The organism is Culturomica massiliensis, assembly GCF_900091655.1.
In the GTDB taxonomy this organism is placed as follows: Bacteria; Bacteroidota; Bacteroidia; order Bacteroidales; family Marinifilaceae; genus Culturomica; species Culturomica massiliensis.
Window position 1 is genome coordinate 1 of sequence record NZ_LT594619.1, and the last position, 22,791, is coordinate 22,791.

General features: G+C 39.7%; 23 protein-coding genes, 2 tRNA genes and 1 rRNA gene. 10 read left to right on the forward strand and 16 right to left on the reverse strand.

Annotation, left to right across the window (positions count from 1 at the left end):
- Positions 1-102 (forward strand): 5S ribosomal RNA (gene rrf / locus BN8908_RS00080); the annotation flags it as partial.
- A 243-nt stretch (positions 103-345) separates the two neighbouring features.
- Here the strand turns inward: rrf and rd are convergent.
- The 6 genes from rd to araJ form a co-directional block, all read right to left on the reverse strand.
- Positions 346-510, reverse strand: a complete 165-nt coding sequence (gene rd, locus BN8908_RS00085) for a rubredoxin (RefSeq protein ID WP_068688229.1) — start codon at positions 508-510, stop codon at positions 346-348.
- Positions 511-732: 222 nt separating this feature from the next.
- Positions 733-1,074 carry a DUF6686 family protein gene (locus BN8908_RS00090; RefSeq protein ID WP_068688231.1) on the reverse strand — a complete coding sequence of 114 codons (342 nt, stop codon included), beginning with the start codon at positions 1,072-1,074 and terminating at the stop codon, positions 733-735.
- Between the two features lie 32 nt (positions 1,075-1,106).
- Positions 1,107-1,466 (reverse strand): DUF2023 family protein, encoded by a 360-nt coding sequence (locus BN8908_RS00095; RefSeq protein ID WP_068688233.1) that lies wholly within the window; start codon positions 1,464-1,466, stop codon positions 1,107-1,109.
- A gap of 17 nt (positions 1,467-1,483) precedes the next feature.
- Positions 1,484-1,990: a flavodoxin gene (locus BN8908_RS00100; RefSeq protein ID WP_068688235.1), complete on the reverse strand. Its 507-nt coding sequence runs from the start codon at positions 1,988-1,990 to the stop codon at positions 1,484-1,486.
- A 167-nt stretch (positions 1,991-2,157) separates the two neighbouring features.
- Entirely contained in the window at positions 2,158-2,736 is a 579-nt protein-coding gene (locus BN8908_RS00105) for a superoxide dismutase (protein WP_118774352.1), read from the reverse strand.
- Positions 2,737-2,994: 258 nt separating this feature from the next.
- Entirely contained in the window at positions 2,995-4,146 is a 1,152-nt protein-coding gene (gene araJ, locus BN8908_RS00110; protein WP_021989039.1) for an MFS transporter AraJ, read from the reverse strand.
- A 389-nt stretch (positions 4,147-4,535) separates the two neighbouring features.
- On the opposite strand from araJ, the gene BN8908_RS00120 reads away from it, so the two are divergent.
- From BN8908_RS00120 to BN8908_RS00140, 5 genes are all read left to right on the forward strand, one after another.
- Complete coding sequence (locus tag BN8908_RS00120) at positions 4,536-5,396, forward strand: AraC family transcriptional regulator (protein ID WP_021989040.1); 861 nt, start codon at positions 4,536-4,538, stop codon at positions 5,394-5,396.
- An 83-nt stretch (positions 5,397-5,479) separates the two neighbouring features.
- Complete coding sequence (locus BN8908_RS00125) at positions 5,480-5,899, forward strand: pyridoxamine 5'-phosphate oxidase family protein (RefSeq protein ID WP_068688239.1); 420 nt, start codon at positions 5,480-5,482, stop codon at positions 5,897-5,899.
- A gap of 186 nt (positions 5,900-6,085) precedes the next feature.
- Complete coding sequence (locus BN8908_RS00130; RefSeq protein WP_068688241.1) at positions 6,086-6,760, forward strand: FadR/GntR family transcriptional regulator; 675 nt, start codon at positions 6,086-6,088, stop codon at positions 6,758-6,760.
- Between the two features lie 2 nt (positions 6,761-6,762).
- Positions 6,763-7,989 (forward strand): MFS transporter, encoded by a 1,227-nt coding sequence (locus tag BN8908_RS00135; protein WP_187373425.1) that lies wholly within the window; start codon positions 6,763-6,765, stop codon positions 7,987-7,989.
- A 526-nt stretch (positions 7,990-8,515) separates the two neighbouring features.
- Positions 8,516-8,866: a DUF3795 domain-containing protein gene (locus BN8908_RS00140; RefSeq protein WP_118774346.1), complete on the forward strand. Its 351-nt coding sequence runs from the start codon at positions 8,516-8,518 to the stop codon at positions 8,864-8,866.
- 428 nt (positions 8,867-9,294) lie between these two features.
- On the opposite strand, the gene BN8908_RS00145 is transcribed toward BN8908_RS00140, so the two are convergent.
- Entirely contained in the window at positions 9,295-11,163 is a 1,869-nt protein-coding gene (locus BN8908_RS00145; protein WP_068688245.1) for a mucoidy inhibitor MuiA family protein, read from the reverse strand.
- A gap of 259 nt (positions 11,164-11,422) precedes the next feature.
- Between BN8908_RS00145 and BN8908_RS00150 the strand changes: the two genes are divergently transcribed.
- Positions 11,423-12,196 carry a class I SAM-dependent methyltransferase gene (locus BN8908_RS00150; protein ID WP_068688326.1) on the forward strand — a complete coding sequence of 258 codons (774 nt, stop codon included), beginning with the start codon at positions 11,423-11,425 and terminating at the stop codon, positions 12,194-12,196.
- A 176-nt stretch (positions 12,197-12,372) separates the two neighbouring features.
- Here BN8908_RS00150 and BN8908_RS00155 read toward each other — a convergent pair whose 3' ends face one another.
- The 4 genes from BN8908_RS00155 to BN8908_RS00170 all read right to left on the reverse strand — a co-directional run bounded on the left by BN8908_RS00155 (position 12,373) and on the right by BN8908_RS00170 (position 15,512).
- Entirely contained in the window at positions 12,373-12,615 is a 243-nt protein-coding gene (locus BN8908_RS00155; RefSeq protein ID WP_068688247.1) for a hypothetical protein, read from the reverse strand.
- Positions 12,616-13,231: 616 nt separating this feature from the next.
- Positions 13,232-14,176 carry an EamA family transporter gene (locus BN8908_RS00160; RefSeq protein ID WP_068688249.1) on the reverse strand — a complete coding sequence of 315 codons (945 nt, stop codon included), beginning with the start codon at positions 14,174-14,176 and terminating at the stop codon, positions 13,232-13,234.
- Positions 14,177-14,286: 110 nt separating this feature from the next.
- Positions 14,287-14,874 carry a PepSY-associated TM helix domain-containing protein gene (locus tag BN8908_RS00165; protein ID WP_068688251.1) on the reverse strand — a complete coding sequence of 196 codons (588 nt, stop codon included), beginning with the start codon at positions 14,872-14,874 and terminating at the stop codon, positions 14,287-14,289.
- Positions 14,859-15,512: a flavin reductase family protein gene (locus BN8908_RS00170; protein WP_068688253.1), complete on the reverse strand. Its 654-nt coding sequence runs from the start codon at positions 15,510-15,512 to the stop codon at positions 14,859-14,861. The genes BN8908_RS00165 and BN8908_RS00170 overlap by 16 nt, the downstream gene beginning before the upstream one ends.
- A 95-nt stretch (positions 15,513-15,607) precedes the next feature.
- On the opposite strand from BN8908_RS00170, the gene BN8908_RS00175 reads away from it, so the two are divergent.
- The 3 genes from BN8908_RS00175 to BN8908_RS00185 all read left to right on the forward strand — a co-directional run bounded on the left by BN8908_RS00175 (position 15,608) and on the right by BN8908_RS00185 (position 18,881).
- Entirely contained in the window at positions 15,608-16,447 is an 840-nt protein-coding gene (locus tag BN8908_RS00175) for an AraC family transcriptional regulator (RefSeq protein ID WP_068688328.1), read from the forward strand.
- Positions 16,448-17,038: 591 nt separating this feature from the next.
- A complete protein-coding gene (gene tcmP / locus BN8908_RS00180; RefSeq protein WP_021989022.1) occupies positions 17,039-18,169 on the forward strand; it encodes a three-Cys-motif partner protein TcmP in 1,131 nt (376 codons plus the stop codon).
- Positions 18,150-18,881, forward strand: coding sequence for a phage Gp37/Gp68 family protein (locus tag BN8908_RS00185; RefSeq protein ID WP_068688255.1), 732 nt, complete (start codon positions 18,150-18,152; stop codon positions 18,879-18,881). The genes tcmP and BN8908_RS00185 overlap by 20 nt, the downstream gene beginning before the upstream one ends.
- 344 nt (positions 18,882-19,225) lie before the next feature.
- Here the strand turns inward: BN8908_RS00185 and BN8908_RS00190 are convergent.
- The 5 genes from BN8908_RS00190 to tsaD form a co-directional block, all read right to left on the reverse strand.
- Positions 19,226-19,298: transfer RNA gene (locus BN8908_RS00190), tRNA-Gly, on the reverse strand.
- Positions 19,299-19,479: 181 nt separating this feature from the next.
- A tRNA-Tyr gene (locus BN8908_RS00195) sits at positions 19,480-19,562 on the reverse strand.
- A gap of 80 nt (positions 19,563-19,642) precedes the next feature.
- Positions 19,643-20,668: a hypothetical protein gene (locus BN8908_RS00200; RefSeq protein ID WP_068688257.1), complete on the reverse strand. Its 1,026-nt coding sequence runs from the start codon at positions 20,666-20,668 to the stop codon at positions 19,643-19,645.
- Between the two features lie 5 nt (positions 20,669-20,673).
- Complete coding sequence (locus BN8908_RS00205; RefSeq protein ID WP_021986516.1) at positions 20,674-21,603, reverse strand: NAD(P)-dependent oxidoreductase; 930 nt, start codon at positions 21,601-21,603, stop codon at positions 20,674-20,676.
- Positions 21,604-21,654: 51 nt separating this feature from the next.
- Positions 21,655-22,674 carry a tRNA (adenosine(37)-N6)-threonylcarbamoyltransferase complex transferase subunit TsaD gene (tsaD, locus tag BN8908_RS00210; protein WP_068688259.1) on the reverse strand — a complete coding sequence of 340 codons (1,020 nt, stop codon included), beginning with the start codon at positions 22,672-22,674 and terminating at the stop codon, positions 21,655-21,657.
- Positions 22,675-22,791 lie beyond the last annotated feature (117 nt).

Below are 22,791 nucleotides of genomic sequence, written 5' to 3' on the forward strand. Positions count from 1 at the left end.
ATAGCAAAGGGGATCCACCTCTTCCCATACCGAACAGAGAAGTTAAGCCCTTTCACGCCGATGGTACTGCCCTTAGGGTGGGAGAGTAGGTAGGTGCCGAATTTTGAAAGAAAGAGTCTCAGAAATGGGACTCTTTTTTTTGTAAATAGCCGTAACGTAGTTCCGGCAATTTACTCCCGGGGTCACAGTGATGGGACTCTTTTTTTGTAAATAGCCGTAACGTAGTTCCGGCCATTTACTCCCGGAGTCTCAGAAATTTTTGTTTTATTTCAATAGATTCAGATGGAGGTGATTTAAAAATAAGTAAGTCCTGTATGTGTTTTGTACAGGACTTACTTTTATACCTTATTCTTTTACCGGTTCGAATTCTTCTTTTCCCACTCCGCAAAGCGGACAAAGCCAATCGTCGGGCAGGTCTTCAAAAGCAGTACCCGGTTCAATGCCGTTGTCCGGATCTCCGATAGCCGGATCATAAATGTAGTCGCATACTGTGCAAATGTACTTTTTCATGGTATTTTAATTTTTGAGGTTATAGTATTGATAATACTTTTACGAATATAGGTAAAAAAAGATTATAAAGAAGCCGGATGTGAATTTTGATTTGTGAAGTTTATCGGGTTTAATTGTAATTTTAAAATGAACCGGCGGATTTTGGGGTAAATGTTTGGCAGGATTGTAAAAGAAGCCGCGGAAACGCTTGCTCCGCGGCTGTTGGCAAAATGAGAAAAACAACTAGTTCAGACAAGTATCATGTTTATAGAATACAGATAAATTGTAAATGTCCGGTAGTTTTGTCGTTTTATTGACTAAATATTGTAATTCCTTTAGTTCTGTATTGTTGAGGGTACAATGAAACCCGTTGATGGGCATACGTAAAAATATTTTTCGGCGATTGGGCATTTCGTGGTTTATAGCTTCGTATTTTGGCCCGTCAATAGCTGAGATATATTTACGGAATTCTTTCATTTCTTCTTCCGAAAAACGGAAAAAGAGATTTCCGAATTCGAGGTGGTAAGCTTTGCAATTCGGGCAAAACAGGAGTAAGCCGTTGGGTGTCGTATTTAGAATTTTCATAAATTGGAGTGTAAGATTTAAGTTTATGGTTTTTATGCAATTTTCTTTAAAGTTTTGCGTTGGATATAACGATCGCATTGTTGGCAAATATTGTATCCCAGCATTGTACCCAGAATAAAATCTTCTTCAGGACTCAGCTTATTCAACGGACGGCTACAAATCCTCCGGACCACACCGATACATTCTTTTTTTCCGAAAAACAGATTGATCCGGGACGGATTGATTACGTGTATAAAATAAGCAATCTCCAGTTTTTCCAAACGTTGCAGGGCAAATGCTTCGTCTTTTTTATCCAGTGTACATAGTACCATGCTGCGTATTCCTTTTTGAAACTCGTAGATGTGATGCACGAATATTTTTAAATCACCGGATAAAATGCAGGTGTCGGTCATGATTGAAATGTTTGGAATTAAAGAGTTTTTTTAAGTGCCTCCGTCCAGGATTTAATGCGTTCTTCGGTTTTATCCGCTTCATTGTTTTCGTCGATCAGCAGTCCGACAAACTCACCATTGTTCACTTCAGCTGTAGAGGCATCGTATCCGTAGCCGGCTGTTTCTACCGATCCGGTAAATGTACATCCCAACCCCTGTAATTTTTCGTAAATTGTCCCTACGGCATCGCAGAATGTTCCTCCGAATCCACAACCGTCTCCGCATCCGAACAGGGCTATCGTCTTGCCATGAAGGTTACAGGCAGCCAGTGTGTCCAGAAAATCATACCAGTCGTCCTGTAAATCGCCGGTTCCCCAGGTTGAACTCCCTAAGATCAGGACTTCGTAATCTTCGATAGTATTGGCACTTGTGTTTCCGACGTTATGGACATCCGATGATGTAATTCCCAATTTCGACGCAATTTGTTCGGCAATGGATTCTGTTACTCCTGTCGTTGAACCGTAAAATATTCCAGTTTTTTTCATTTCATGTATTGTTTTAATTAAACTACGGTCAAAAGTAAAGGTTCCGGCTATGCCGGTAAATCACCTTTTATGGGGATTATTGGGGTAGGTTTCATAAGGATAAGGGAGAGGGTATAAAAAAAACGCAGATGATATCTTCATCTGCGATTTTTTTTAGTTAAGATCGTTTAGAATCTGGATTCAATGCTTTTCCAATCGATGATTGTCCAAAGGGCTTCCAGATGATCGGCCCGTCTGTTCTGGTAGTCGAGGTAATAGGAATGTTCCCATACGTCGATACCGAGCAGTGGAGTATAGCCTTTGGTCAGTGGATTACCTGCATTGCTCTCTTTGAGAATGACTAATTGACCTTCAGGTGTTTTTGCCAGCCATACCCAGCCGGAACCGAAAATAGCAGAGCCGGCTGCGGTAAATTCCTTTTTGAAATTGTCGAACGAACCCCATTCTTTTTCGATAGCTGCCCGTAATTTTCCTTCAGGGTACTGACGTGCATTCGGAGAGAACGTGTTGAAATATATCGTATGATTCCAGGTTTGTGCAGCATTGTTGAAAATTGCTCCGTCGGATTTTTTGACAATCGTTTCTAAATCGGCATTTTCAAACTCCGTTCCTGCAATGAGTTTATTCAGATTGTTGATGTAGGTCTGCAGATGCTTGCCATAATGGTAGTCGATGGTTTCTTTGCTGATCACGGGTGCCAGTGCATCGGCACTATAAGGTAATTGAGGTAATGTAAATTGTTTCATGGTTTTCGATTTTTGTGTTTGACATTTGTTGTAATCGTTGGCTTGAATTTGCCCGTTTCCTAAAAAGGTAAATAATACGCAACTGCATACAGCAATTATACATTTCGTTTTATTCATTTGCTTTTTTGTTTTAAAATTAACGATTAAAACAATCTGTGTCAAATACTATTTATTGATCGGTTTATAGAGGGAAGTAATAAGGCTTGTGTTTTAATTATTTAGAAGTGTTCTAAATTGCATGGGATTGTAAAAATATTTTTACCCGTTTTTCGTTTCGTATTTTTTGACGAATACGATCAATAGGATGAATCCCAATAGGGCAAAGGGAGCGCCTAATAATGCCGGATACCGGTAGCTGAATCCCGCTTGCAGGGGCAAGGCGCCGATGGTTGCTCCTAAGGCATTGCCCAGATTAAAGGCTACCTGAATACAGGCTGCCCCCAGAAGTTCTCCTCCTTTGGAGAAATGGATAATTGAAACCTGTAAAGGACTGGAAACGGCGAATAAACCCAGTGTGCAGATGCACATCAGTAAGGGCATGAGCCAATTGACGGAAGCTGCAAAGAAAATGGACAATAAGGTGATGCAAATAATAAATTGCATAGCGGCTGCCGTACGGCCGGGAGTAAATTTATCGGCCAGTCGTCCGCCGGTCAGATTACCGATAACCATCCCGAATCCGGCCAATACCATCAGAAATGTGATACTTTCGGCGGAAAATCCCGATACATTTGTCAAAAGCGGGTTGATATAACTGTACCAACAAAATACACCTCCGTTACCGAACATCGTTGCTCCGAGAATGAGCCATGGGGCAGTGGTTTTCAGGAAACGGAATTGGCGTTTAAACCCTGTATCCGGGAGTCCTTCTACCTGTGGCACCCATTTCCAAATGTAGTAAAGTATGATGACTCCCCAGATGCCGACAAGCAGGAACGTGAGACGCCAGGACAACAGCGTACTGAGTGAAGTTCCCAGTGGAACACCGAAAAGATTGGCTATCGTCATACCGGCGATCATAATGGAAACCGCTTCCGAGCCTTTGCCTTTATCGGCTAGTTTTTCGGCGACGATAGAGGCTACACCGAAATAGGCTCCATGAGGAAGGCCGGATATAAACCGGGCGATAAGCATAAACTCATAATTGGGAGAAAAGGCTGCACAAATATTTCCTATCATCATGATAGCAACCAACCCCAATAGTATCTTTTTTAACGGTAGTTTTCGGGCAAGTGTCAACATGGGAGCTCCGGCACAGACGCCGAGCGCATAGGCGGAAATCAAATGCCCTGCGGTTGGGATACTGATGTGCAGATCTTTGGCTACGTAGGGCAGTATGGCCATCATGACGAATTCCGCTATTCCAAGTCCGAGCGTTCCGAATGCCAGTGCGATAAGACTTTTTTTCATCGTTATTCCTGTTTTTTAATCAAATCATCTTTTTCTGACCCTTGTAATAATACGATTTCCTGTTATGAATTTGTTCCAAAATGCGGGTTCCGCTTTCGTCTGAACGGATGTGCAGCAAACGTAATATTTACAAAACAGGGGACCGTTTTAGCGGTTGGTTCCTTTATCGGATACCGGTCTGTCATTGGCGGCGAAATTACAAAATTTTATTTATGAGTGTTAGAACTCTGTATTTATATATCAGGTATTCCGGTAATGCTGAAAGCGACGATCCTTACCTGAAATGGTGATATGAATTCTTTTTACTACCCGATGGGCACGGTCTTTGCAGGACTTAAATAAATTTGGCTCTGCATTCGGTTTGTACTACCTTTGTAAAAAACAGGCTTGTGAAATCTATCTATCGGTATAATTTCTATAAAACGAAATATGGGGAGGAACTTTTAATAGATGTAGTCACATTAGACAGTATCAGGCAGCATATAAACAAGCATCCTTTGCATACCCTGTCTTATTATGATATTACTTTTATTACAAGTGGGGCCGGACATTTGACTATGGATGGGGAGCGCTATGCTCTTTGTCGGGGAGATATTGTATTTTCAAAACCGGGAGAAGTCCGGGCCTGGGATAAATGTGACCTTCCGCAAGGGTATGCTCTTATCTTTGAGGAGGAATTTTTGCTCTCGTTTTTCAATGACCGTTCTTTCATACAAAATCTTTCTTATTTTAGCAGGGATAGAGCATCTGCTAAAATGACCGCTGTAGGTATTTATTCCCGAATAGAGAATTTGATTCAGAATATTATTGCCGAAATAAATAACGGGCAATCAAAGGATAAACACATTTTGCGGGCATTGCTGTATGAGATACTGACGTTGTTGAACCGGGAATATTCGAAACAATGGGTGATTGCTTCCAGGCTTCGGAACCGGTATGCAGATGATTTTATCCATCTGGTTGATAGAGACTTCAAAATTCATCACGATACCGCACATTATGCCGGTGAATTATGTATTACTCCCAATTATTTGAATGAGATCGTTCAAAAAAGCATGGGAATCAGTCCTAAATGTTACCTCCGGAACAAACTCATTCAAGAGGCTAAAATATTATTAGCCTATAGCTCTCTTTCTGTATCTGAGGTAGCAGATCAGTTGAATTTTGAAAGTTCTTCATATTTTATACGTTTTTTCCGCAAGCAGACTGATCTGACGCCTTTGCAATACCGACTCCGTGTAAATCGTTGAAAAGTGCTGTTTCTTCCCTGATTTTTGCGGTATTGTTTTTCTGCTGTTTTCCTACGTTTGCAGAGTCATTTAAATAGAATATTATGAAAGATGTAGAAAAAACTGTCGGAAGAATTGTCGATAATCAAAAAGTGGCATTTATAAGTTCTGTTGATGCGGATGGTTTTCCGAATATGAAAGCAATGTTAGCTCCCCGGAAACGGGAAGGTATACGGATTTTTTATTTTACGACGAACACCTCTTCTATGCGTGTACAACAATATTTAAAGAACAACCGTTCGTGTCTTTATTTTTGTGACAGACGTTTTTTCAGAGGGGTAATGCTGAAAGGAACAATGGACGTTCTGACAGATTGTGAACATAAGGAACTGATCTGGGAAGAAGGTGATACGATGTATTATAAGGAGGGGGTTACCGATCCGGATTATTGTGTTTTAAAATTTACGGCATTTTGCGGGAGGTATTATAGCGATTTTAAATCGGAAAATTTTGTCGTCGATTGACGTATTGTTGGCTTGTGAACCGAACCGGAAAGAGGGCTTGGGAGAGTAGTGCAAATTCCGAAGCTCTCTTTTTCATTTGAATAGAATGAAATGATTTGCTGTTCTGGTTATTTTTATAGTAAATCCTTAAGAACTCTTTTGTCGATTTTGGAATAAACAATTACTTTTGCATAAACATCAGATGATATGATGAAAGAGAATGCAAATTTAGTAATTCAGAAAAAGTCGCTGGCGGAGGAATTAGCGGAACAACTGCAAAATCAAATTAAGGATGGGAAATTTGCTGTCGGTCAGAAACTGCCGACCGAACCGGAGTTAATGCTTATATTCGGTGTTGGTCGTTCGACGGTGCGTGAAGCTGTAAAGATATTGGTTAATATGGGGTTCCTGAAAGTACAGCAGGGAGCCGGAACGTTTGTTGAGAACCTGACGGCATCGAATGAGCCGATGGAACAACGTCTGCGGCGTGCTGATATACACGATTTGGATGAAGTGCGGAAAATACTGGAAATTGCCATTGCCGGGCGGGCAGCGGAACGGCGTACGGAGCAGGACATTGAAAAGATTGAAGGGTTTCTTGACGAGCGGGGTAGGACAGCCGAAGCCGGACAATTGGAGGCGTGTATTGAAGCCGATGTCAATTTCCATATTGCTTTGGCGAAAGCCACGCACAACGAGATCTTATACGAGCTTTACCGGTCGGCTGCTATCTATCTGCGGAAAGGATTTGAACACATTTATGTGGATACGGCTTGTTTCCTGGCTTCCCAGCCTACGCATAAGCAATTGGTTCGGCATATAATAGCCCAAGATGCCCGGGAAGCCTTACATACGATCAATATCATTTTACAGGAGCCGTAGTTATGAGCAAGAATTCTATACCTATGCCGTTGTCCCAGCTTGCGGCGGACAGAACCGTCTATCCGATCCTGTTTATGATCTGTATAACCCATCTGCTTAACGATATGATGCAGTCCGTTATCCCGGCGGTTTATCCGCTTTTGAAAGAGAAATTCGGTTTTACTTTTGCCCAGATCGGTATCATCACACTGGTTTTTCAGATGACTTCGTCGCTTTTGCAGCCTTTCGCCGGTCGCTATGCCGACCGGCACCCCCGCCCTTACTCACTGGCAGTCGGAATGTGTTTCACATTAACCGGCTTGCTTATGTTGTCCGTCGCATTCGGCTTTGGTCTGATTTTGCTTGCTGTCGGCCTGATCGGTTGCGGCTCTTCGGTTTTTCATCCCGAGTCGTCGCGGGTGGCACAACTGGCTTCGGGTGGCCGGAAGGGGTTAGCACAGTCTATATTTCAGGTCGGAGGAAATGCCGGCAGTGCTATGGGACCGTTGTTGGCAGCGTTAATTGTGATTCCTTACGGTCAGGCTTCCATCGGCTGGTTTGCCTTGGCTGCGTTGCTGGCTATATTTATTCTTGTAAAAATCGGGAATTGGTACAAACGGCAGTTGGCAGTAGTAGCCTGTAAATCTGCTGCGGCAACAGCGACACCGGTGCACGGACTTACCAAACGGAAAATCCGGCATGCTCTTTTAATCCTGGGAGTGCTGGTGTTTTCGAAATATTTTTATATCGCTTGCATGACTAACTACTTTACCTTTTTTCTGATGGATAAATTCGGAATGTCGGTACAGGGATCACAGTACTGTCTTTTTGCATTCCTTGCGGCATCCGCGGCAGGGACGTTTATCGGCGGCCCGGTGGGAGATCGTATCGGACGGAAATATGTCATCTGGGGCTCCATTCTCGGAGCTGCGCCTTTTACTTTACTGCTCCCTTATGCTAATCTGACTTGTACTATTGTGCTGGCAATTATTATCGGCCTTGTGATCTCGTCGGCGTTCTCGGCTATTCTGGTTTATGCGACTGACCTTATGCCGGGAAAAGTCGGTATGATTGCCGGGGTATTTTTCGGGTTGATGTTCGGATTGGGGGGTATCGGTTCGGCCTTTTTTGGCTGGTTGGCTGATAAAACCAGTATCGAATACATCTTCCGGATCAGTACCCTGCTGCCTCTGCTGGGTATAATTACAGGCTTGCTGCCGAATATCGAAAGTCGGGCATCTGATAAATAACTGTTGAAACACTGTGAAGTGCAATTGTATTATTCGAAATTACATTAAAGGTCGGGCATACGACCGTATTTAGGATATTGCCATAAGATATCTTTATAACTCTGGTGCGTTGTTATGCGATAAATTCCCGGAAAGTAAAGCTACTTACCATCGAACAGGCGGAGATGTGCAGGCTGTTTGTTCCGAAAAAAGGAACGATTTAATTTTAGATTTACGATTTACGATTTACGATTAAAAAAATCTGATAACGAATCAAGTTGCCAAACAATTTACACTTTATATGAATTGTATTATAAGTAATTTACGAATCTGACTTATTTTGCAAACCTGAACCGGAATTTAAAAAATGAGTTGCCGGATATGAAAGGTTTTTCCCGATATAACCTTTTGGCCGGAAGATCCGCTGAAAAGGCAAATACAGATGACTGAGAGTAAAGCGTGTTTACACTCCTTTAGGAAACGGGAGCAGATAATAAAAATTGGCCTATAGGGAGGATAAATAGAAAAAATAATTAGTTTTGTCTTAATGATAAAACGATTGATAGCCTGTTGCGGATTAGATTGCGAAAATTGCGATGCCCGCATAGCCACTGTCCGGAATGACAATGAGCTGAGAGAAAAAACCGCCCAAAAGTGGAGTGTAATGAACAATGCACCGGAGATTACGGCAGCCACCATAAATTGTATGGGGTGTCGTGCAGACGGAGTGAAATTTGCGTATTGCAGCGATTATTGTGAAATCCGCAAATGTGTATATGAAAAAGGATTTAATACCTGCGGTGACTGCAAAGAGTTGGAGAGTTGTCCGATTGTCGCTCCTATTTTTCAGCATGCTCCCGGCGCAAAAGAAAATCTTCTGTCTTCGACAACACTCTGAAGTCTGAAAACTTTCCGAAAATGTCCAAAACGTTGCTATTTTTATTGGCTTTAGGCTGGCTTGTGTTGTTTAAGGTGTTTGTAAATACGATATTGTAAATAAATTTGTAAGTATAAATTCAGACACGAGCGCAATAACATATGAAAATCACAGATACCGTTTGTATCTGTTTATACAGTAGAGGAATAGAATTATTGTTTGAGATGGGGTATTAATTATATGTTATTTGTAGTATGTATTATGCTTTCATAAATTATATTATTAAACTAATAATTTCTTATCTTATAATTGTCATGATGAATTGAAATATTCCTATTTGGCTTTGTTTGTCAAACGGGACGACGCTTTAGCAATACATTACTTCTTCGTCGCCTTCCGTGAGTAAAAGGATACTATTTTTTGTTGTTTATCTGGCATTGATGATCTGTTTATTCTACGTCCAATCGCCTGTCTTTCGGGTATTTCACCTTGTAGCGCAAAATAATATCGCGTTGTTCGCCGGGTTTCAATGTCAGTGGCCAGGTAATGATACCTGTGTTTTCATCCAGCTTGCCGCCACTTAGTTCTTCAGCTGTCACCACAATACTGCTGTTCGCGGAGACGGGTACCTGATCGCAGAGGGTTAGTTCAACTGCCTGCAAACGATGATTCCGAACGGATATTTTCCAACTGATGGTCTGTGTTTGAGAGGAGCCCATTAGTTTCCGCGAGGTATATTCATGCTCTTTTGTCCGTTGTACGGCAATCTGGTGGTCGCGTCCCAGGGAAAATGAAAGCGTATCTCCGGGAGTGCTTAGGTCGAGTACCGACTTGCCGATAAATGTTTTCTCAAAATAAATGTTGGCTTCTCCTTCCAGCAAGTTCAGTTTATTCCAGTCGGTAAGCCGGGCCATCAGAAAGGCGTCTTTATCGATCTTCGGTGTACATTGGTAAACGTAAGAAGCAGGAAGGTCATAGCGGCCGATTTCCGCCACGACGGGTTTGTTATTTGAAAGAATCGTATAAGGTATCTTGATATCGAATTCATAGCCTGTCACTTGCCGGGTTGGTTTGACTTCCATTGGTATACTTTCGACAGCTTCTTCTTCTTCTTCTACGATTGCCGCAGCTTTCAGCGCTTTCCGGGGAGAAGAAGCATAACCTGTAACAACCACTTCGTCAAGACTTTGTGAGTCGGGGCTTAGTCGGATGTTTTGCATATTGCTGCGTATTTCAGTTGTCTGTGGAATATAGCCGATGTATGCAAATTCCAACCGGCGTTGCCCTTCCGGCATAGTAAGTGAATAATGGCCGTCGATGTCTGTTGTACAACCAACGGTAGTACCAGGAATCCTGACAGTAGCACCGGCTAAAGGTTCGTTGGTTTTGGCATCCGAAACGATCCCCGATATGTTGTTTCCATTCATTTCATTGCGGTAGTTGGGAGCCGCCCAACCGTAATTCAGGCGGTAAGACTCTAAGCGGGGAGCTACATTCCCCGTTGACGGACTGGAAGAAGAAAGCGACAGATCGATGTTTTTCCACTCTTCGCCTGTGTGTTGGAAAATATTGGCTTTATAGATGATGGAAAGCGGTTCTGCAAGGCTTTCCGAACGAATGTCGTAAGAAGGAAACCAACCGGCATTCTTTACATAATAACTTAAGGTAAATGTTGCGGTACAAGCGGCCGGAGCGTGAATACCCACCAGGATTTCACCGGTACGTTTCATGTCTTTACCCTTTGCCTGGCGCAGTTCCCGGAGCAATTGCTGATACTGTTCGGTCAGTTCTTCCAATTGATTACGGGTAGCCAATTCTTTGGCAGTAAGCTCTTTCATCTGTTCTGCAAAATAAGCGGTTGCTTCCCGGATGGTTGCTATTGACAAAGTATTGCTTTTATTGCCCAGTGTACAATTGTTTTTCAGTATTTCCTGCTCGGCTTTCACTAGGGCGAGAGCTGATTTCCGTTCTTCCTGTTGTTTCTCCACTTTTTTCAAAGTCTGCTGTAAGTGCTCCTGCTGACGACTGACAGCCACACTGTCCAGGAAGTTATATTGCAGATTAACATTTGTGATTGTAAGCTTGCCCTTTGCACTCACTTGCATGCTCCGGGCATCGAGATAAGGCGAAAGCCCGGTGAATATCAAGGATGAGTTTCCGGCCGGGAGTTCCACCTGTTTAGTACGGGTTACCTGTGCCCCATCGACAAATAGCATCACTTTCTCTGCTGTTGTTTCTACTTTACGTTGTGATGTTGCGGCCGTTGCCGTCATACACAAACAAAGAGTAAACCATAAATAATTCCTGAATTTTTTCATTATCCTGATATAAATTGGTTCAACTGTAAAAAATTCAGAGATAAAAGTAAAAATTAAAAAGAAATAATGTGGTATAAGTGTAAAATTATTCTAAATGAGATTGACTGTCGGATGTGTTTTGGCAGGTTTACACGATGCATGTACAGAAACGATTAAATATGCCTTCAAGGCTTTGGTAAAGACAAAATAGCGGGAATGACAGACCGATTATTGGCTTCGTAATTAATTTTATAGCTTTGTATAAAATATGAAGAGCAAAATGAATACTGATTATAAGGTCGGAGATTTGATTTACGATGCAAATATTTATGATGGATTAAATACTTTCCTGTCCGATTTGCAGTTTTATAAAAAGTGGTTGCCGAAAAATGAGGATGCTAAAATACTTGAACTTTGTTGTGGCACTGGCAGGCTTACGATTCCAATTGCAAAGGATGGATATAATATTTGTGGAGTAGATTACACTTTATCAATGCTTGAGCAAGCAAAGGTAAAAGCTTCCGAAGTGGGATTAGGAATTAATTTCATTGAAGCGGATATTAGAACATTGAACTTGCAAGAAAAATTCGACCTTATTTTTATGCCGTTTAATTCAATTCATCATTTATATAAAAATGAAGATTTATTCAAGACACTAAAGAGGGTTAAAAATCATCTTAAAGCAGAGGGCTTCTTTCTGTTAGATTGCTTTAATCCTAATATTCAGTATATTGTTAAAGGTGAAAAAGAGCAAAAAGTAATAGCGGAATATACAACCAACGATGAAAGAAAAGTGTTGATAAAACAGACCATGTTTTATGAAAATGCAACTCAAATTAATCGCATAAAATGGCATTATTTTATAAATGATAAGTTTCATTCAGTTCAAAATATGGATATGAGATTGTTTTTCCCTCAAGAATTGGATTCATATCTGGGATGGGCTGGATTTAATGTTATTCACAAATTTGGAAATTTTGAAGAAGCAGCATTTAACGATAATTCAGAAAAACAGATATACGTTTTAGCATTAAAATCGAAGAATGATGAGTAAGCTAATCAAGACCGATTTAAAGGTTATACTTACTCTCTATCTTAATGGAGTAATAAAATACTAATTTCATGTATTCCTAAACTCATATATTTTTGGTTGGTGGTAAATTTGGTTATATATAACCTATCATTCTAATTTTTACCACCATAAAAAATTATGTGATTATATAGTCTGAATCATTTTTTGTCTTGAATTTTGAAAAATATTTCTGGATGCTCTTGAATAAACCAATAAAAACCTGCTGTTAAAAACATCCACATTAAGTAGTCTTCAAATGATGTTTCTTGGAAAAATATTGCTCTTATCAACCAAAACCAAGCATATACATTTCCAGCTAACACATATATCCGTTTGAACCATAAAACGACCTGTTTTTCTATTTTAGCCTTGATAATCTGTTTTTCTATTGAGGATTCCATTTTATTACAATTTGATGTGTAAATATCTTTGTTCTTCAAATATAGCAATGTTCTTCATTATGATTATAAGTTGGTGGTAAATTTTCCAAAAGTATATAAGAGTAGATTTTTCGTATTTTTCTACTACGAAAAAAGAGCCGACGAACATATATTTGTCAGCTCTTATATATTGCAAAAAAGGGTTAGTGCTTATTTGTATTCAACGGTAATTGTCCCCTCTAAAATTTTTTTGCTGGTCTCTGTTTTATAGCCTTTCATCACTGCAACATAACCGTCTTTGTCAAATTCGTATTCGTAACTATTTTCCACTATGTAATCCGAAAGAAAAATAGCGTAGTAAAACGCTATAATCCTGTGTGTTGATACTAAAATCGGCTAAATGATTAGCCAATTCTTCAATAGCTTTTACAATTTCAGATGCGGAAACTTTGCGCTGCGAGTATTCCGATAATAAGCGGGAAATCTCTGCTTTGACATTTTTTCTAACATGTTTTGCGTTGTAATAAGAATTGCATTTAAATAATCATACACCCGTTTTTGCTATTTTAAAGTTGTGATAGAGTATTATCGTATATAGAAAATAGAAACTTTTAATCAATTTACAATTTAGATAATTTCATTTCGGTTGCCAAGGTTTATGAAGTATTTGTCCTATATAAATAATAGCAACCGTTAATGTTTTGATTTGAATTGATTTACCAATTATTATTAGAATTACAGCTATTAGTATCATCATAATGCCAACAGCCAACCGTAGAGTGAATATTTCATTGAATATAGTAACACCGATAACCACCGCGGTGAGTGGTTCCAACGCGCCCATGATAGCAGTAGGTGTTGAACCTATTTGGCGTACTGCAATTACCATAAATACTAAGGATATAACAGTAGGAACCAATGCAAGCATTATAGCAAACATCCACATAGAAGAGGTTGTAAGTAACTGTAAATGATTGTTGCCGTCAAAAAATGATTGAACCATGATAGTTAATGTACAAAATAGCAACACATAAAACGTTAACTTTATAGATGACATTTTTAAAGAGGATTTATTTACAGCAACTATATAAAGTGCATAAGAAAGGGAGGATAGCATAACAAGCGATACTCCCGTTGCATTTAACACGCTACCATTATTCCCTTTGTATAACAGTCCTATGCCCCCAATAGCCAAAAGAATAGATAAAACCGTAATTAAGGATGTTTTTTCTTTAAAGAAAATAGCCATGATGACAGTTACAATAACAGGATATACGAACAGAATTGTAGACGCTATTCCTGCATCCATGTAGTGGAAACTTAGAAACAGGGTCAGCGAAGATGCCGCAAACAAAATCCCTAACCCTGCCAAAATTCCTAATTCTTTTCGTGTAACCCTGAACGATTTATTTTGTATAAGCATTAACCCACCGAGAAAAAAAGTTGCAAGTAAGAAGCGGTAAAATAATACAGAGTTAGCGTTTATTCCGGCTTCATAAAGAGATAATGCCCCAAGTGGATTTGTCCCATAGCTGATTGCTGCAATAATCCCATAAATTGAACCTTTGAATTTTGCATCCATTTTATTAAGTACTATATCAAAATTAGTTATACATTTTACCCGACATAACAAGCTGAAATTAAATGATATAACAAAATAACTACATAAGTCGGGGGACTTATATAATTTATCTATAAAATTAAAGCCAGCACAGGGATTAATATACCTGCCAATAATTCAATTCCCCCTATTCCGAACAAACCTCGTTTACCTTTATTCATTAGAATACCGCTTATACATATCAATATAAGACATACCGCAAATAGGTCTGAGAAATAGGTCCACCATGTTCCCGGGTTATAATGGAGAAATGAGAGTTGATAAAAAACCGGTCTTTTCTTTATTCCTTCATAAGCAACATTTCCTGTTTGAGTATCAAGAATATAGGATGAACCACTTTTCAAGAAAACTTTTACCGTTGAGTTATTCGGATAAAAATGTTTGATATAATTATCCTGCTCGCCTACCTCTTTTAACAACTGTATTATTTCATTTTTATTAAATTTATGGGAGGTAGGGAATGTCCCCTTCACCGTATAATTGTTTACAGTTATATCGTATTTCGGATTAAAATCCTTTAAATGATTCATCGTTATGCCCGATACTGCATAAATAAGAATCACTCCCATAAAGAAAAAGGATAGATGAAAATGAACCGTCCTGCAATACTGTCGGAACAAATTCCCTATCCGTAATCTGCTTGTTATTTCTTTATCCATATATTGATTATTTCTGAAATAAAGAGTTGGTGTTTAGAAGGCTCGTTGTTATAAGATTCTTCCATAATTTTCTCTTTATAAGGTTGAGTCAAATTTGTATAGTCCATCTCTTGAACGAACATTTTCTTACATTCTATAATCATTCGAGCCTCTTCAAAACTCATTAGTCCGGAAGGGGTTTCCAATGGGGTCAACCCTGCTTCTGACACTTTATCAGTATCTCGTCCCGATTTTGTTCCACAAATCCGAAGTGCTCCCCGATATTCTTCTGTAAAAAAACTGAGTGTAAAACTTTCTTCTCGTTGCAAAAATTGATAAGTATGCCTTGAATCACGAACTACAATAAAAGTAGATGGTCTGCTCCACATATAGCCAACCCCTCCCCACGCTGCTGTCATTGTGTTATAAGAACTTTTATTTCCTGCTGTCACCAGCATCCATTGCTTACCTATTAAGTCTATTACGTTATCAGGAAGGTCGGTTGCTTCCATCCGGTCATAATGAGATTGCCAACCTGTGGTACTCGTGCTGTCTTCATTCTGTGTGAAGACTACTTTGTCTGATTTTTTACTGTTTTCCATACATGAAGTAATTAAAAATATACCTAAAATCATTGGAAATAATGTTATCTTTTTCATTTTCTGCTATTTAGTTAATGATTATTTTGCAAAGGTAGGCGGAAATAGGATTGAAATACTTGTATTCACATTATATTATTTTGTATATTTACGCTATGAGAAAGTGCAGCCAGTTTGAATCATTAAAGATTATAGATGTAATTGAGGAAGAATATTCTTGCGAATTACATGCCCAAGATCATTTTGAAATCATCTATATTCATTATGGGTGTGGGGACCATTTTTTTAATGAAGTTACAATTCCATATGAAAAAGGGGATTTATTTCTGCTTGCACCCGGTGACCGCCATTATTTCACAGTAAAAACTGTAACGCGCTTTACCTATATTAAATTTACTTCAAGCTATTTTGAGACTTATGACCGCTCCCATAAGTCCTTTTCACGAGAAATAACTCCAACTTCCATCATGGAAATTCAATGGCTGAAAGAAGACAAGATAACGGTGAGTGAACCTTGCCAGACTATATTGAAGAATATTTTTGAGAATATTATCCTATATAATTCAACGATTAACGTACTTCGTTCGTCTATTGTGTATTATCATATTCTTTCCATTTTCGGAATGATAAAAGAATACATTGAGAACCGAAATATTGAATTAAAAAAGAAAACTCCAACTAATGCTCATATAGCAGCATACATTCAAGAGAATATATCTAACCGTGACTGTATTTCCATCCATATGATTGCTAATCATTTTAATATTTCGCCATCTTATTTCAGTACTTATTTCAAGCGGAATTTCGAGATAAGTTATAAAGAATATATCGAAAAGATGCAATTACAACTCATCAAGCGCAGATTAGAAACCGGAGAAATCAAGTTGAAAGAAATTGCGGATGAATTTGGTTTTACAGATGTAAGCCATTTATCCAAATTCTTTAAAAGGCATGAAGGTATTAATCCTTCTGCTTATAAAAACGTAGGAAAATAGGAGATTGTATCCCAAGTAAATAGAATGATATTTCATGTTGTTGAACTTTATGTATCTTACTATAGGTATTTTATAAGATTGTTAAGTTGTAAAATTCATTCGCACAGCTCTTGTATATTTTAATTCAGCGAAAGGAAGAAAAGTCTTTGCATCTGTAAAGACAGAAAGCGGGACTTATATCACCTTAACGCCCAAGCAGGTATTGGTATACCGGAACGAACGAAAGGAGAACGCCCACTTTCTGATAAGTATAGTATATATGATACACCTATACGAACCATATTCATGAACGTTGCTCACAATCATTCTGACCGTTCCTTCTTCACTACCAACTACACCAAGATTACCAGTTTTGCTTGATCAGGATGCATGTTATACAACGCAACATAAAATATTTCAAAATATACAGACACCTCTTGCGTCTGTTTATACAGCAAAAAAAAAGAATTATTGTTAAATATCCAATTTTCGAAGGGGGATATTAATGCCATATCCTTTGTATGGTGTATTTTGTTTTTATAAATTATGTTTTAAACTAATAATTATCTATCTTGCAATCATTATGATTAATTGAAATATTCATTCGACGAAATGGCTAAGAAAGATTTATTTGAAAAAGGCTTTGATGAAAGTACTAAAATAAAATTATTACTTTTCAGAAAGTACATTGAATCCTGGATACCAACTTTCATTCATAGTTCACCATTTGAAAAAATTCTTATTTATGATTTTTTTGCAGGTGAAGGTCAGGATGTTTATGGAGAAAAAGGAAGCCCGTTGATTATAATGGATTGTTTAAAGCAATATTGTGAAGATATAAGGAATAAAAACAAAAAGATTTTTATAACTTTAAATGATTATGATAAGAAAAAAGCGGAGAAATTATTAGCTTTGACACAGGCTTTTAAAGAAAAATGCGGAGCTTGTAATCATTGCTCTTTAGAGGTTAAAAATGATGCTTTTCAGAATTTGTTCAGTGCTGAATATCAAGTAATAAAACAGGATACCCCTACTTTTTTATTAATAGATCAATATGGGGTATCGCAAGTGACAGAAAGTGTATTCAGGCAATTAGTAGATGCTCCCCGAACAGATTTTTTGTTCTTTATTTCTTCTGCAACCATCAGGAGATTTAAAGATAATGAAGGCATTAATAAAAAAATAAAAGTGAGTCAGATACAGTTTGAAGAAAGTAAACCATATGAATGTCATGAAAAAGTTTATAACTATTATAAAACATTAATTAATGGTGATTACTATTTAGGACGTTTCTCTATCAAGAAAGTAACTAATTATTACGGCTTGATTTTTGGTTCGCATCATCCTTTAGGATTGGAAAAATTTCTGAGTGCTTCGTGGAGTATTGATGTCAATAATGGAGAAGCTAATCATGAGATAGATGAAACGAAACAATACGAAGGTTCGTTTATGAATTTATTCGATGAGGTTTCCGGAATCAGTACATTCAAGACAAAACTGGAATCTTATGAAGAACATTTACTGGATTATTTTTCTGTTCCCAGAACAAATCAGGAGATATATAAATTTTCGTTGGAATCGGGAATCAGTATTTCAAAAACAGTAGATATTTTGAGAAAATTGGAAAAGGAAAGAAGGATTTGTGTAGAGGGAGGAGACAAGCGGAAAAGCGGAGCTTTTTATTTGTCTCACAACTCCGATAAAATTATTAAGGTAGCTAAAAATGAAAACAACAAAAATTGAATGGACTGATAGTACCTGGAATCCGACTACGGGATGTACGAAGATTTCGGAGGGATGCCGACACTGTTATGCTGCCACTATGGCCTTGCGTCTGAAAGCAATGGGTATAAAAAAATACAGAGAGGGTTTTGAATTGGTTTTACATCCTGAAACTTTGAATGAACCATTGAAATGGAAACAGTCGCGAACAATTTTTGTCAATTCGATGAGCGACTTGTTTCATAAAGATATTCCTTTCGAATTTATCGATCAGGTTTTTGAAGTCATAAAGCATACTCCACAGCATCGTTATCAGGTTTTAACGAAGAGGGCAGATATATTGAAGCAATATTTTGCGACCCGTCGTGTGCCCACTAACGTCTGGCTAGGTGTCACCGTTGAAAATCCAAAAGTAAAAAGCAGAATTGATGATTTACGTGATATTCCTGCAACAGTGAAATTTTTATCTTGCGAACCTTTATTGGAAGATCTGGGGAGCATGGATCTGACCAATATTGATTGGGTGATCGTTGGTGGGGAAAGTGGTACAAATGCCCGTCCTATGAAAGAAGAATGGGTTTTAAATATTGAGAAGCAATGCCGGATTCAGGGTTCTGCTTTCTTTTTCAAACAATGGGGCACATGGGGGGCAGACGGAATTAAGCGAAATAAAAAAGAAAATGGGAAACTTTTGCAGGGATATGTAAAACAAGAGTATCCTACCTTCGTGTAATATAGAAATAAACCATTTCAAAGAAGAGAAAATAGTATTGTATTTTTGTTTATAGCTCACCTTGAAAAGTGAGCTTTTTTATCAGAATAAAATTATTCTAAAGATAGATATTATTTTTTTAATGGGATCACGGACGTGACAGTTAGTGGGCTTCCAAATGGATTTGCTGTCGGGTTACCATTGAACCCGGAAATGAGCCCATATAATAGCCCTAAAACAGGCTCGTCGTTGGGCTCGTCATTGAAACACAAAATGGGTATCTGCCGGTTTAAACAGATGGCTCGAAACCACGAAAAACAGGAAAAGAAAAAAGGTAGCCACTTTCGTAACTACCTGTAATTCAGAGCGGAAAACGGGACTCAAACCCGCGACCCCCAGCTTGGAAGGCTAGTGCTCTATCGACTGAGCTATTTCCGCGTGATGCAGGTTTTTCCCTTTAGGCGGCTTTACGTTTTTTCTTTGAGTGAAAGTTATTCAAAGAATTTCCCGTGGCAGGACAGGTTTGTGTGGCCCGTCGATCCGTAAAGGGGAACCTTGTAAATTTTGAATTGCGAAAAACGAAATCATCGGATGCCTTGTGTCCGCAATTTAAAATTTGTGGGGAGAGCAGGATTCGAACCTACGAAGACATAAGTCAGCAGAGTTACAGTCTGCCCCAGTTGGCCACTTTGGTATCTCCCCGTTTTTTAAAGAACTTTTGCCTTTAGCGGGTACAAATATAGGGGATTCTCTATGAAATCCAAAGAAACCGGGAAAAAATATTAAAAATGTGGAGGAATCTTTTCGTCGGCAGATTTGTGTTTGCGAAGGTTACGGATAAAGGCGGGAAGAAAACAGACGATGAGTTGGGGGCGGGTCCAGTTATAACATTTTTGAAAACAGAGCATTGCAATGCCGATAAACAGGCTGGCACCTATGAATACCTGTATGGGGAGCCAAAGCAGGTCTTCCGGGGGGAGCAATAGGGGGATTAAAGCGACGGCTCCTGCGGGAGCAAAAGGTTTTCCTGAAAGTTCGAATAGGAGGAATAAAGGGCCTATTATACATAAAGCGATGAGGAATTCGGGTAAATGCCATTGATAATAACCGAACCATTGGCAGAGTGAACCTAATAAGGAGGCTGCAAATAGCGTGAGCAGTATCTGGACCGGGCGGTTGCGGAAACCGGCTTTGGAATGGGCGAATTCGATGTAGGTGACAATGAGGGGCGGAAGAATGAAATAAATGTTGTTTGTGTATATCGCCAGTGAAGCTACTGATAATACGGTAAACAGCAGAAAGGTCCACGAAAGGAGAACCGGACGCCAGTATATTTTTACCGGAATATATTCGATAGGAGTACGTAATTGCTTTTTTTCCATCAGATATTGTCCGAGGATAATGATAAGTGACATTATAATTACTGCGGCCGGATATACCCAACTGTCTGTTTTTAACAGTATAGGCAGGATGATGGCAGAAACCTGCGGGATCAAGGTGGTTCGGGATAAAGTCAGATGAATGGCCGCAAAACTAAAGGCCAAAGCAATGTTCCCCAATAGGGGAAAAGGTGAGTAACGGACAATGAGGACTCCCGTTACGGAGCAGAGGCTCATTGCAAGAAGCATTTTCCATTTGTTACAGTGCCATACCCGTTTATCGACTACCCACATGCCGATTGCAAGGGCTGCCATTTCGGGGAAAATGATTTCACGTTCGGCCAGTCCTTCCGCGCATCCTACCATAATAAGAATCATGAGTAAGGCGTAGATATATCTCCGATAGCGGAGAGGAATCGAATAAAACATTTGAATCAGTTAACGACATTGGTCGGATGTCCTTCCAAAAAATTCCGGATATTCGTCAGAGCTTCTTCTGCCATGGCAATCCGTCCGTCGATGGTGGCTGTACCTACATGCGGAAGGAGTACGACATTGTCCAATTCGTATAATTCGTCCGTGATGTGGGGTTCCCGTTCGAATACATCCAGTGCTGCACCCCGTATGGTGCGTTTGCGCAGGCATTCCGTCAAAGCGGCCTCGTCTATGACGGCGCCTCTGGCCGTATTGATGATAAAAGCCGATTTTTTCATCAGTCCTAATTCCCGGCTACCGATCAGATGACGGGAATCGTCGTTCAAAGGTGTGTGCAGGGAAATAAAATCCGATTCTTTTAACAATGAATCCAGATCGGTACGTTTGAAACCGGGAATTTCCGTATGGCGATTGTAATAGACGATTTTCATTCCGAAAGCCTCTGCTTTGCGGGCGACATTCTGGCCGATCCGTCCCATGCCGATAATACCTAGGGTTTTCCCGTACAGGTCTGTCCCCAGGTTTTTCATGACTCCCCAAAGGCTTTCTTTTTCTGTACGGATTCTGCGGTCCAGCTCGGCAACTCTTCTGGAGGCACTAAGCATCAGGGCCATGCAGAGTTCTGCTGTCGGGTTGCAAACCGACTGAGGGGTATTGCATACTGTAATCCCTTTTTGCCGCGCATACTGAATGTCGATGTTGTTGTAGCCGACCCCGAAGTTGCTGATGAGTTGTAATTTTTTACCGGCATCAAGCATGTCTTTGTCTATCGGACGGCTGAAGATTGCCAGTAAGATATCATATTCCGGCAATAACCGGATAATTTCCTCTTTTGAAAGCTTTTCACCTTCCGGAAAGGTGATTTCCCAATCTGCCGGCAGATTGACGAAAGGTTCGCGGGGGATGTCGTAGGTAACTAATATTTTCATAATAAAGCTAACAAGTTTTTATTCGGTTTTCAGGAATCCGTTTTCCGGAGATCAGTCGAGGGTTGTCCGGGCAAACGGAACGGCTTTGAGATCGATGAATTGGCCGGCAAGGTATTTATAATAACCTGTGACGGCTACCATGCCTGCATTGTCGAGGGAAAAGCCGAGGCGGGGGATGAATACTTCCCAGCCTGCTTTTGCAGCTTCTGTATGTACGGCATTTTGCAGTCCGGAGTTTGCCGATACGCCTCCGCCGATTGCAATTTGTTTGATACCGGTTTGCCTGGCTGCTTTTTTCAATTTAGACATCAGGATGTCGATGATTGTTTTTTGCAGGGAAGCACAAAGGTCGTTCAGATTTTTCGTTATAAAATCGGGATCTTTTTTCAGTTCATCGCGGATAAAATAAAGAAAGGAAGTTTTTAATCCGCTGAAACTGTAATCCAGACCCGGAATCTGGGGTTTATTGAACGTAAATCGCTCCGGGTTGCCTTCTTTTGCCAGACGGTCGATTACAGGTCCGCCCGGATAAGGAAGTCCCATTACTTTTGCGCATTTGTCGAATGCTTCTCCTGCGGCATCGTCTATTGTCTGGCCGATCATTTCCATCCTCAGATAATCGTGTACTACGATTAATTGAGAATTGCCTCCGGATACGAGTAGTGTAAGGAACGGAAAGGAGGGGTGACGGCTTTCGACGCCCGGTTCTTTGATGAAATTGGCCAGGATGTGCGCTTGTAAATGGTTTACTTCGATCATCGGTATATGATTTGCAATAGCAAATCCTTTGGCAAAAGATGTGCCTACCAATAAGGAACCCAGTAATCCCGGTCCCCGGGTAAATGCAATGGCGTCGATGTCCTTTATTGCAATTTCCGCTTTGCGGATCGCTTCGGATACGACCGGAATGATGTTTTGTTGATGGGCTCTGGAAGCCAGTTCCGGAACCACACCTCCGTAGGCTTCGTGAACTTTTTGACTGGCGATAATATTCGATAATACGATTCCGTCTTTTAGTATGGCGGCAGAGGTATCATCACACGATGATTCGATTCCGAGAATAACTGTCATAAGGTTGTTTTTTTACGAGTCGGCAGAGAAGGAAAGTTAAAAGCCGTAAATATATGGTTTTTACTTTATCTTTAGTTTCCGATCTCTTTCAAATATTCTGCAATATTAATATTTTTG